The organism is Devosia submarina, assembly GCF_003056345.1.
Classification (GTDB): Bacteria; Pseudomonadota; Alphaproteobacteria; order Rhizobiales; family Devosiaceae; genus Devosia; species Devosia submarina.
Genome location: NZ_PYWB01000007.1, coordinates 26895 through 38330, shown reverse-complemented (window position 1 = coordinate 38330; position 11436 = coordinate 26895). Strand labels below are relative to the sequence as shown.

Sequence of the window (11436 nt, the reverse complement as noted above, 5' to 3'; positions counted from 1 at the left end):
AGGTAAACAGGCCAAGGATGGCGACAGAAGTCAAGTCACACCGCGACAGAAATGGGGATAGTCGTCGTTTTTGGAGCGACCAAAAGTGCTTTTTAGATTGCATTTTGGTGCTGATGTGGTTGAGTGAGGCAGGAGAGGAGATCAGGGTGATCGGTGCGGTGGAGCAATTTGCGGAAGCAAGGCAAGGCGGCACGGATCGGGCGGCCGATGCGGTGGTTGCGCGCCTTGAGGCAATGATCGGTACCGGCGAATTGCCCGATGGCAGCTTCCTGCCTGCCGAACGCGAACTGATGGCGCAGTTCGGCATCAGCCGAACGGTTGCGCGCGAAGCGGTGGCTCGGCTGGCCGGGCGGGGTTTGGTCGAAACGCGTCCGCGCTTTCGCCCCGTGGTCCGCCGGCCTGGCTATGACGCGGCGCTTTCAGCGCTGGGCGGAGTGGTCGGCCAGTTGCTCGGCCAGTCGGCCGGCGTCAAGAATCTCTATGATACCCGCGTCTTCATGGAAGCCGCGCTAGTACGTTATGCCGCGCTTCATGCTCGCAAGGATGATATCGCTGCGCTGAAGATGGCGCTGGATGCCAACGAGGCAGCTATCGCCGACGCAGCCGAATTCTATCGCAGCGATATGGCCTTTCACGCGGTGCTCTACGAGCTGCCGCGAAACCCGGTAATGCCCTCGATCCATCGCGCCTTCACCGCCTGGCTGCGCCCTCATTGGGAGCAAATGCATCGCTCCTCTGAGCGCAACCGGAGCAATTTCCTCAGTCACCGCGAGATCTATCGCCGCATTGTGGAGCGGGATCCGGAGGCGGCGGAGGAGGCGCTGAACGGGCATCTCGCTGCGGCCTGGGAGTACGTGCGGGGAACATTCGAGCCGGCCTGAGTTCCGCAAAGAGAAACAGGTCGAGTGGGAGGACGAGACGTGGCTGAAGAATACGATCATATCGTCGTAGGAGGGGGCGCTTCGGGCTGCGTTGTGGCCGCGCGGCTGGTCCAGTCGGGACGGCGCGTGCTGTTGCTGGAAGCCGGGCACTCGCATCACCATCCGCTGCTCGACATGCCCCCGGGCATTTTTAAGATGATCAATGGCAGCAAGTTCATGCGCTATCATGCGACCACGCCCCAGGAGCATCTGGACGGGCGTGTGCATGAGATCAGCCAGGGCAATGTGCTAGGCGGCGGCACCTCGGTGAATGCCCAAGTCTACATGCGCGGTCGCCCGTCCGACTACGACTCCTGGGACGAGCTTTTGCGCGGCAACAACAGTGGCGTCCGCTGGGACTGGGAGCACGTATTGCCCCACTTCCGCAACATGGAAGGCAATAACCGCTTTTTCGACGAACGCCATAATGACAGCGGCCCGCTGCTTGTCTCCGATCCCGGCCATATCGATGATGTGTCGCGCTGGTTCGTGCAGACAATGCAGGGACTTGGTGTGCCGTTTAACCCCGACTTCAATGGGCCTTCGCAGGCTGGGGCGGGCTTTTACCAATTCATGAACCGGCGCGGAAAGCGCAGCAGCGCGGCCTATGCCTTTATCGAGCCGCTTCGGAATAATCCCCTTCTAACGGTAAGGCTCAACACGGCCGTGAAACGGATCCTGGTGGAACACGAACGAGCCACGGGGGTCGTGTTCGCAGATGGCGCTGGGGAGCGAACCGTACGAGCACGGGGCGAGATCGTCGTTGCTTCCGGCGCGCTGGTTACGCCCAAGCTGCTGATGCTGTCCGGGATCGGTCCGGCCGATGATCTGCGGCACCATGGTATCAACGCGGTGATCGATGCGCCCGGCGTGGGACAGAACCTGATCGACCACCCCGAAGTGCCGATCCTTGCTCATTTGAACGGACCATATGGCTATTTCGGCCATACCGACGGCTGGCGCATGATCATGCATGGGCTGCAGTTCAAGGTGTTCGGCACGGGGATGGTCACTTCGGCAGGCGTGGAGGCAGGAGCCTTCGTCAATCCGCTTGACCCCGAAGGCGAGCCCAGCATCCAGGCCTTCTGCGTCCCCTTTGTTTATCTCGACCGCGACCTGCTCAAGTTGATCGAACCGACACATGGCGTGACCATTACGACCGTGGTGACCAAGCCCAAATCGCGAGGCTTTGTGAAACTGCGTTCGGCGGATCCCGCCGACATGCCCATCGTGTCGCCGCATCTTCTCAAGCATCCCGACGACATGGCAACCATGATTGCCGGTCAGCGCTTCTTTCTTCGGGCTTTCCAGGACGGACCGCTGGGCAGGCGGGTGGACAAGGTCCTGCGACCCGATACCGCCGATCTCAGCGATGACGCACTGGCGGCCCATTGCAGAAAGTTGGTCAAGACCAACTACCATCCGGCCGGCACCTGCCGAATGGGGCCGGACGGCGATCCCCTCGCGGTGCTGGACGCCCAGATGCGAGTGCGTGGCGTCGAAAATCTGTGCGTCGCCGATATGTCCGCATGCCCGACTATCAATTCGGGCAACACTGCCGCGCCGGCAATGATGCTGGGTGATCGCTGTGCGAGCTTCGTTCTGGGCGCCACCTCGCGGCAGGTGGGTCAGGAGCGGGTAAGCCATGTCGCTTAAGGGGAAATCCGTTCTGGTCACCGGTGCCGGCAAGGGTATCGGCCGGGCAACGGCCCTGATGCTGGCCGAACAAGGCGCCCGGATCATCGCCATGAGCCGGACGAAGGCTGACCTGCAGGAACTCCGGGATCACATCGGCTGCGAGATCATCCCGGTCGATCTTGTTGATGCAGAGGCCACCCGGGCCGCTGCGCAACAGGCCTTGCCCTGCGACTATCTGGTCAACAATGCGGGCACAACCATTCTCGATCCTTTCCTCGCCACCAGCATCGAGAGCCTCGACACCCTGTTCGCGGTCAATGTCAAGGCGCCGATGATCCTGGCGCAGGAATACGCCAGAGACCGGATTTCGCGCGGGCAAGGCGGGGCGATTGTGAATGTCTCGAGCAATGCGTCCTGGATGGGCTGGGCCGATCATGCCGCTTACTGCGCCAGCAAGGGCGCGCTCGACGCCATGACACGGGTCATGGCCAACGAACTCGGCAGGCAGGGCATTCGCGTCAACTCGGTCAACCCAGCGATCACGCTGACGCCGATGGCCGTCAAGGCCTGGAGCGATCCAGATAAGTCGGAGCCAATGCTGCGTCGCATGCCGCTGGGGCGGTTCGTCCAGCCCGAGGAAGTCGCCTCGGTCATCCTTTGCTGCTCAGCGATGCGGCGGCGATGATCAATGGCGTAGCGATGCCCGTGGACGCAGGATTTGCGGTCAACTGAGACAAAAGGAGGGTCGAACAATCGGGAGGGATCCGCCGGCTCCGAAGCCGGACCAGGATCAGTGCTGGGACCACACAGAGCGTGCGCACCAGCGTCGTCAGCTAATTGCAACCGCCTCGCCAGGATGCGAGGAGTTTGGGAGGAACCATTCAATGAAAATAACCCGTCGCAGTCTGCTTATTGCCTCTGCCGCCAGTGCCGCGGCTTCGATTCTGGCTTCGCGTGCCTTTGCCGCGCCGCCGCCGCTGGAACAGAAGGAAACCTACAAAGTCGGTTTCGCTCAGACTGAAAGCAACAATCCCTGGCGTTTGGCTCAAACCAAGTCCATGCAGGATGAGGCGGCGGCACGGGGCTGGCAGCTGGTCTATACCGACGCCGCCGGGTCGGCCGCCAAGCAGGTCGCTGACGTCAATTCCATGATCGCGCAGGGCGTCGACCTCATCTTCCTCGCCCCCCGCGAAGAAAAGCCGCTCATCCCCGCAATCATGGCAGCCAAGGGCGCCGGCATACCGGTGATCCTGCTCGACCGCAATGTCGATCAGAGCCTTGCTCAGCCTGGCGAGGACTACATCACCTTTATTGGCTCGGACTTCGTTGAAGAAGGCCGGCGGATTGCCGAGTATCTGGTGGGCATGGGTGGGGACAAGAAGACCATCATCCAGCTGGAGGGCACAACCGGATCCTCTCCTGCCAATGACCGCAAGCGTGGGTTCGAGGAATTCCTCGCCAATCATTCCGATTATCAAGTCGTTGCCTCCCAGTCGGGCGACTTCGCGCGAGACCGAGGCCGGCAGGTTGCTGAAACGCTGCTGCAGGCGCATCCCGACGCGAACGTGATCTATGCCCACAACGACGAAATGGCGATCGGCGCCATTGCGGCTCTTGAGGCTGCTGGCCGGACGGCGGGCCGGGACGATTGCCTGGTGTTCTCCATCGATGGCGGCCGTGAAGCGGTACAACTCGTGATTGACGGCAAGATCGAGGCCGTAGTGGAGTGCAACCCCCGCTTCGGACCCAAGGCCTTCGACACCGCCGTGGCCTATGCCGCAGGCGAGGAAATCCCGCCGGTGATCATCAACCCGGACGAGATCTATACACCGGAGAACGCTGCGGACCTCATAGACACCGCCTACTAGGACCATCCACGCAGCATCTGCCCGCCATTCGGCGGGCGGATGCGCCAAAGTGAAGGCAGAGGCATGGCAGATACCCCATTGTTGTCGATGAGCCGCGTGGAAAAGCGCTTTGCCGGCATTCCGGCGCTTTCGGGCGCTTCACTCGAAATTTTGCCCGGGGAAGTGCATGCGCTGATCGGCCAGAACGGCGCCGGCAAATCTACCATGATCAAGGTGCTGACCGGCTACCATCGCCGCGATGGCGGGACCGTGACCTTTGCCGGAGAGCCCTTTGAGGTGCATTCGCCGCACCAGGCTCAGGCCAGCGGTATCAGCACAATCTACCAAGAAATCAACCTGGTGCCGCTCCGCTCAGTCACGGAGAACATCTGCCTGGGACGGGAACAGCGTCGCTTCGGTCTTCTCGACTGGAACGCCATGCATCGGGAGGCCGAGCGCCTCCTGTCCACCTTCGGCATCCGCATCGACGTGCGCCGACCGCTGATGGACTTCAACACCGCCACCCAGCAGATGGTGGCCATCGCCCGTGCCATCGGTTTCTCGGCGCGCCTCGTCATCATGGACGAGCCTACTTCCTCGCTGGATGACAAGGAGGTGGCAGTGCTTTTCCGTGTAATCCGGCAGCTCAAGGCCGATGGCGTATCGGTGATCTTCGTCAGCCACAAGCTCGACGAACTCTACGAGGTCTGCGATCGGGTCACCATCATGCGCGACGGCAAGACCGTGCGCGTTGCTGACATGGACAAGATCGACAAGCTTGACCTGGTCTCCGCCATGCTAGGACGTGACGTGGGACGCAGCGATGGCCATGCCACTGCCTTCGCGGAACGGCAACGGAGCGCGGGCGAAATCGTGTTGCAGGCGCAAAACCTTGCCGCTGGACACGCTGTCCGCGACGTTTCCTTTGCGGTTAAGCGAGGGGAGATCGTCGGCTTCGCCGGCCTGCTTGGGGCGGGCCGGACCGAAACTGCACGTGTGCTGTTCGGCATAGACCGGGCGCAAGCCGGCTCAATAAGGATGGAGGGGCAAGCCTATGATCCCAAGAGCCCGAAGGACGCAATTGGAGCCGGTCTTGGCTTTGTCACCGAGGATCGCAAACTCGAAGGCATAGTGCCCGAGCTCAGCGTTGCCGAAAACCTAACATTGGCCCTTTTCCCGCGCATCAGCCGCCGGGGCATAATCTCGGAACGTCAGCAGCGTGAACTCGTAGAAAGCTTCATCAAGCAGCTTGGCATTAAATGCTCTGGTCCGGGGCAGAAGATTCGTGAATTGTCAGGTGGTAACCAGCAAAAGGTGCTGCTGGCACGATGGCTCGCCACCCATCCGCGCCTGCTGATCCTTGATGAACCGACCCGTGGCATCGACGTGGGTGCAAAAGGTGAAATCCAGCGGCTGATCCGCAGCTTGGCGGACCAAGGCTTGGCAGTGCTCATGATCTCTTCGGAGCTTGAAGAGATCGTGGAAGGTGCCGACCGCGTCTTTGTGTTGCGCGAGGGCCGTACAGTGGCCGAACTGGACGGGGAGGCAATCACCGAAGCAGGCGTGCTCGATGCGATGGCCCACGGCCACTCCCATCAGATCGAACAGGTGGCCTCATGAGCGAAACTCTTTCCCCCGCATCGGCCAAGACGGCGCGCTTCTTTGATCCGCTCGATTTCCTGGCGCGCTACGGCACTCTGGTCGCGCTGGCGCTGCTGATTGTTTTCAACCTTATCTTCACGCGCAACTTCGCAACGCTGCAGACGCTCAACGTCAACCTGACGCAGGTCTGCACCATCGTGATCGTCGCCATCGGCATGACTATGGTGATCGGCACCGGCGGTATCGATCTCTCCGTAGGCTCGATCATGGCCATCTCGGGGGCGTTGGCTCCCCTGATCTTTCTGGGCACAATCTTCCCGGTGGGCAATATCGGCGTGTCCGTTACGCTCGCCATCGCTGTTGCACTTTTGGCAGCAACGCTGCTTGGGCTTTTCAACGGCTGGCTTGTGGCCAAGATGCGCATTCAGCCCATCATCGCCACGTTGGTGCTGTTTATCGCCGGTCGTGGCATCGCGCAGGTGCTGACCAACGGCAATCTTCAGGTTTTCCGCGTCCCTGAGTTTCAGTGGATTGGCCTTGGCCGGCCGTTCGGCATACCGGTTCAGGTGATGATCATGGTCGTCATGATCGTCGTTGCGGCCTGGATCCTGCGGCGCACGGTCCTCGGCAGGCAGATCCTTGCCACCGGCGGCAACGAAAAGGCGGCCGGGCTCGCTGGCATTCCTGTGGATCGGATTAAGCTCACCGTCTACGGCATAAGCGGGTTTTGTGCTGGCGTCGCCGGGCTGGTGGTGATCGCCATCAACTCCGCAAGCGACGCAAATCTGGTTGGCCTGGGCATGGAGCTTGATGCCATTGCGGCTGTGGCCGTCGGAGGAACCTTGCTGGTTGGCGGCAAGGCGACCATCATTGGTACGCTGATCGGCGCGCTCACTATTCAGCTTGTGCGCTATACGCTTTTGTCCAACGGTTTGCCCGAAGGGGCAGCGCTGATGGTGCAGGCGGCGATTATCGCAGGAGCCGTCTGGCTGCAGCAGCAGGGGAGGGTGCGATGAAGCGCAGGGTCGACATGCGTGTACTTCTAGGCACCTATGGCGTCGTGGTTGCGCTTGTGCTGTTGGTCGCCTTCGGCTGGTGGCGCTACGAAAATTTCCTGGGCATGTTCAACGTCATGAGCGTGCTGCGCTATAATTCTATGTTCGCGCTGGTCGCGCTCGGGATGTGCTTTGTCATCATGACTGGCGGCATCGACCTGTCTGTCGGTTCAACTGCGGCCCTGGGAAGTGTCGCTGCGGCGCTTGGCAGTCACTATGGCATCATTCCGGGCATTGTGGGCGGCGTGGGTGCCGGCCTGCTTGTCGGCACAGTCAACGGCACGCTGGTAACCCGGCTCAATATCATGCCGTTTATTGCCACGCTTGCCACCATGCTGGCGGCAAGTGGGGCGGCGCTGCTGCTGGCCAATAATCAGTCCGTATCGATCTCTTATGAAACTGGCTTCATGAACCTGGGGCAGGGCAATATCTGGATCCTGCCGATCCCAGCCGTCATCGCGGCGCTGGCCTATGTTGCAGGATCGGTGATCCTCAACTTCACCAGCGCCGGGCGCACGGTGCTGGCAATCGGCGGCAATGAGGATGCCACCAACATGATGGGCCTGCGCACCGAGCGCATCAAGTTCCTGACCTATCTGGCAAGCGGTAGTCTGGCAGGTCTCGCCGGCGTCATCCTGGCCGCCCAATTTGGTGCCGGTCAACCCATCGAGGGCGTTGGTTGGGAATTGTTCGCCATTGCTGCGGTGGTGGTGGGCGGCACTCTGCTGACCGGCGGCATGGGGTCGGTCGGCACAACCCTGGCAGGCGTGCTTCTGCTGGGTATTCTGTTCAACATGCTGAACTTCGAGAACGGCATGGGCTGGATCTCGCTTTCCGCCTACTGGCAATCTGTGATCCGTGGCGGTTTCCTCCTAGTTGTCGTTATTATCCAGGCAAGGCTGATGTCCAAGGAAGCCAAGCATGTGACGTCATAAAAAGTCGAACCGTTTGGGACACCGGTGCTCCAAGTGAAGGATCCACAGGCTCCGGGGAACGCGGGCGGGGGTGAGCTATAGCCGCTCGGGCATCCGCATCGTGGACGGGCCGTTCGTCAATCTCGATGTCACCGGCAGTGCCGAGGTCTATGCAGCCAACCTGTCCCATCCGCTGATCAACCAAGGGGCATTCCTGCTGCTGGGCAATTTCGCACTGTCCCGAGGCACATCGCAGACGCAGCAAGCCGGGGTAGTAGTCACAGACGGCTCCAATCGTAAGGTGACGATCGGACTCAACGCCAATTACTTCGGCGGCGATTTCAACGCGACCCTGTCGCCCACAATTTCCTTTGTCGATGCCGACCTCAATGTGGTTGGCCAGAACATCGACTATACCTTGTACCAGCTTTCCGGCGCCGCCTCGCTCCGCTTTGCCGAAAGCTATCTGATCAGTCTGCGCGGTGCGGGACAGATCGCTTCACAGCAATTGCTGCCGGGCAGCGATTTGTTTCAGATCGGCGGTCCGTCCACCGTGCCGGTTACCCCTAAAGCGCGGCATCAGGCGATGCGGGCTACTACCTCAACCGCGAGCTCCGCCGTAGCTTCGATCTGGTAGTCGAGGGGCTGGAAGGTTTCGTGTTTCTTGACCACGGCAGGGTTTATTCCCAATTCCCTGCCGAGACTTCGCTGACGTCGGCAGGCGTCGGTCTCAACTACACCTGGAACAACCGGGTGCGAGGAGACATCTCGGTAGGCTTCCCGCTCTTGGCCAATGCCGTTCCCGCCCAACAATCCGCCGTCGTTTACGCCCGCCAGACCGGCACAGGCTTGCTCCATTTTTACTGGTGGTTAACCAGGAATAGGGCAGACTAAGTATCTACATTGATACATCCAATCCGGTCGAAAATTGGCGGCTGGTAAGGCTCACCCACTATGTCATCCCAGACTGCCTCCTTCGCTGCCAAAGAGGCGCTGCAATCGCGCCTTGATTTTATCGGACTTGACGAGGCCGCCCAGCAGCGCCTCTGTGCTGTCACTGGACACATCCAGCACTATATTGCCACGGCGCTGGACACCTTCTACGAGAAGGTTGCGGCGACGCCGGAAACGGCTCGCTTCTTCGACGGCAAAGGCCAGATGGACCGTGCCAAGTTCAAGCAAGTGGCGCACTGGACGGCGATCGCCAGTGGGCAGCTAGATGACCAGTATTTCGAGGCCAGCGCGCGTGTCGGTCTCCGGCATGCGCAGATCGGACTGGAACCGCGCTGGCATATTGGAGGCTATGGCCTCGTCGTAGGGACACTTGTCCGCGGTCTCGTCCAAGAGATGATGGCAGAAGCGCTGGCGCCCCAGCCTGGCCGTTTCGGGCGCAGCAAACAGCCAAGCGCCGAGGATGTTCTGGCGGATGCCGAGGTCATGGGTCAAACTCTGGCCGATGTGCTCAAGTCGATGCTGCTCGACGTTGATATCGCCGTTAGCGCATACTTTGCCAAGCTAACCGAAGAGGCCAAGGCGGACGAAGAGGCATCGCGCATGCGCATTGACCATGCAGTGCGACACACCGGCGACGTGCTGACGCGGCTGGCGCAAGGGGATCTTACCGCGAGAGTGACGGCCGAGTTCTCGCCCGAATTCGAGCAGATCAAGCAAGATACCAATGCGGTGGCCGACCGGCTGGCCGACATCATTCAGCAACTGCAGCATACTTCGCGCTCGCTGAAGACCGCAACGGGGGAAATCCTGGCTGGCGCTAATGATCTTTCCGAGCGAACCACACGCCAGGCGGCAACCATCGAGCAGACCTCCGCTGCCGTTGAGCAGCTCAGCGGTGCCGTGCAGGATAATGCCCGTCGCGCGGCGATCGCCAGCCGCACGGCGCAAGCCGTGTCGAGCAACGCGACCGAAGGCGGGGCGGTGATGGAACAGGCGAATGGCGCAATGGATGCTATCGAAGCCAGCTCGGGCAAGATCTCCAACATCATCGGCCTGATCGACGACATTGCCTTCCAGACCAATTTGCTGGCGCTCAATGCTTCGGTGGAGGCGGCGCGGGCCGGCGATGCAGGCAAGGGGTTTGCCGTCGTTGCCGTGGAAGTGCGGCGTCTCGCCCAATCGGCAGCCGCTGCATCGGCCGAAGTCAAGCAACTGGTCGAAACCAGCGCCACAGAGGTCAGGTCGGGCTCGCGCCTTGTTGGGCAAGCGTCCGAGAAACTGCTCGACATTCTGAGCAGTGCTCGGGAAAGCTCGGAACTGATCAACTCCATCGCCGCTGCCAATCAGGAGCAAGCTTCCTCGCTCGATGAACTCGCCACAGCCATCAAGCAGATGGACGAAATGACTCAGCATAACGCGGCTCTGGTGGAAGAGACTAATGCTGCCATAGAGCAGACCGAAGCGCAGGCTGCCGAACTCGATCAGATCATCGAGGTATTCCAGACCGGAGTGGAGACCCGGCTCGCTAAACTGCAGATGCAATTGCAGGACGAAACGCCGCTGCTACAGACCGGGGCCACACAACGACCCCGTTTAAGCCACGTAGCCCGTAGTAATTGATCGCCGACGGCTGCCGATCGCTGGAGGTAGTCTTGGCAGTGGGGGCGGAAAGCTGCCGGTTTTCGTCCCGACCTCAGTATGAGATTTGCGCCGCGCTACCTTCAAGAACGACTCGGTGCCTGTGATAAACGAGGCCTGACCAAGTAATTGGGTGCTGAGACAGTGGGGCTCCACCGCCAGTGACCTCAGCGGGCGAAGGTCAGGTGGATAGTGCCGCTTTCGGCAGTTTCGGACTTGACCGATGGCAGACGGCTTTCGAGACCGCGCTGGTTATCCCACAGGCGAACGCCGCTGCCGAGGATAATGGGGGCGATGGCCACATGCAGGTGATCAACAAGGTCGGCCTCAAGATAAGCGCGCACCACGGTTGGGCCTCCGCCGATGCGGACATCCTTGGCGCCGCAGCCGCTTCGGCGCGCGCGAGGGCGTCCTCGATATCGGTGTCGATGAAGTGGAAGGTGGTGTCGGAAACAGTAAGCGTGGGGCGCTCGCGGTGGGTCAAGACGAAGACTGGGCAGTGGAATGGCGGCTCGTCGCCCCACCAGCCCTTCCAGTTCGGATCGTTGGGAAAGTTGTGAAGGCCGAACTTGCCAGCGCCCATGATCTCAGCACCGATATTCTCGAAATAGGCACGTGCATAGGCGTCATCGACGCCGGTGGTGCCGGCACCTGAATTGTCATGGAAGACGCGCTCGCGAAAGGTGCGGGTAGCGACATAGGAAGCAGTCAGACGCCCCCAATCGTTGCCGAAGGGCCTTTCAGGGGTGATGTCGGTGGTGGTGGCGAAGCCATCCAGAGAAATCAGCAGATCGACACGAACAACCATGGCAGCTCCGCTTCGATAAGTCAGTTACCTTACTATCGAGGTGGCGTTAGTAAGGCAAGT

At 60.8% G+C, this 11436-nt stretch carries 9 protein-coding genes and 2 pseudogenes; 10 read left to right on the top strand and 1 reads right to left on the bottom strand.

Annotation, left to right across the window (positions count from 1 at the left end; all coding sequences use genetic code 11):
• The first annotated feature begins 119 nt into the window (after window positions 1-119).
• From DDE77_RS11440 to DDE77_RS11400, 10 genes and pseudogenes are all read left to right on the top strand, one after another.
• Window positions 120-881 (top strand): FCD domain-containing protein, encoded by a 762-nt coding sequence (locus DDE77_RS11440; protein WP_245895192.1) that lies wholly within the window; start codon window positions 120-122, stop codon window positions 879-881.
• Window positions 882-920: 39 nt separating this feature from the next.
• On the top strand, window positions 921-2576 hold the full coding sequence (locus DDE77_RS11435) for a GMC family oxidoreductase (protein ID WP_108397609.1): 1656 nt from the start codon (window positions 921-923) through the stop codon (window positions 2574-2576).
• Window positions 2566-3290: pseudogene (locus DDE77_RS11430) on the top strand (SDR family oxidoreductase). The gene DDE77_RS11435 and the pseudogene DDE77_RS11430 overlap by 11 nt, the downstream one beginning before the upstream one ends.
• A 152-nt stretch (window positions 3291-3442) precedes the next feature.
• Window positions 3443-4426 carry an ABC transporter substrate-binding protein gene (locus DDE77_RS11425; RefSeq protein WP_108397608.1) on the top strand — a complete coding sequence of 328 codons (984 nt, stop codon included), beginning with the start codon at window positions 3443-3445 and terminating at the stop codon, window positions 4424-4426.
• A gap of 63 nt (window positions 4427-4489) precedes the next feature.
• Entirely contained in the window at window positions 4490-6025 is a 1536-nt protein-coding gene (locus tag DDE77_RS11420) for a sugar ABC transporter ATP-binding protein (protein WP_170116511.1), read from the top strand.
• Window positions 6022-7023: an ABC transporter permease gene (locus DDE77_RS11415; RefSeq protein ID WP_108397606.1), complete on the top strand. Its 1002-nt coding sequence runs from the start codon at window positions 6022-6024 to the stop codon at window positions 7021-7023. The genes DDE77_RS11420 and DDE77_RS11415 overlap by 4 nt, the downstream gene beginning before the upstream one ends.
• A complete protein-coding gene (locus tag DDE77_RS11410; protein WP_170116510.1) occupies window positions 7020-7997 on the top strand; it encodes an ABC transporter permease in 978 nt (325 codons plus the stop codon). The genes DDE77_RS11415 and DDE77_RS11410 overlap by 4 nt, the downstream gene beginning before the upstream one ends.
• A gap of 70 nt (window positions 7998-8067) precedes the next feature.
• Window positions 8068-8613 carry a ShlB/FhaC/HecB family protein gene (locus tag DDE77_RS11405; protein ID WP_108397605.1) on the top strand — a complete coding sequence of 182 codons (546 nt, stop codon included), beginning with the start codon at window positions 8068-8070 and terminating at the stop codon, window positions 8611-8613.
• Window positions 8614-8633: 20 nt separating this feature from the next.
• The gene (locus DDE77_RS19475) at window positions 8634-8870 is read left to right on the top strand and encodes a hypothetical protein (protein ID WP_157959796.1); all 237 of its coding nucleotides are present in this window, start codon (window positions 8634-8636) and stop codon (window positions 8868-8870) included.
• A gap of 60 nt (window positions 8871-8930) precedes the next feature.
• Entirely contained in the window at window positions 8931-10550 is a 1620-nt protein-coding gene (locus tag DDE77_RS11400; protein WP_108397604.1) for a globin-coupled sensor protein, read from the top strand.
• 185 nt (window positions 10551-10735) lie between these two features.
• Here the strand turns inward: DDE77_RS11400 and DDE77_RS20145 are convergent.
• Window positions 10736-11376: pseudogene (locus tag DDE77_RS20145) on the bottom strand (dihydrofolate reductase family protein).
• Window positions 11377-11436 lie beyond the last annotated feature (60 nt).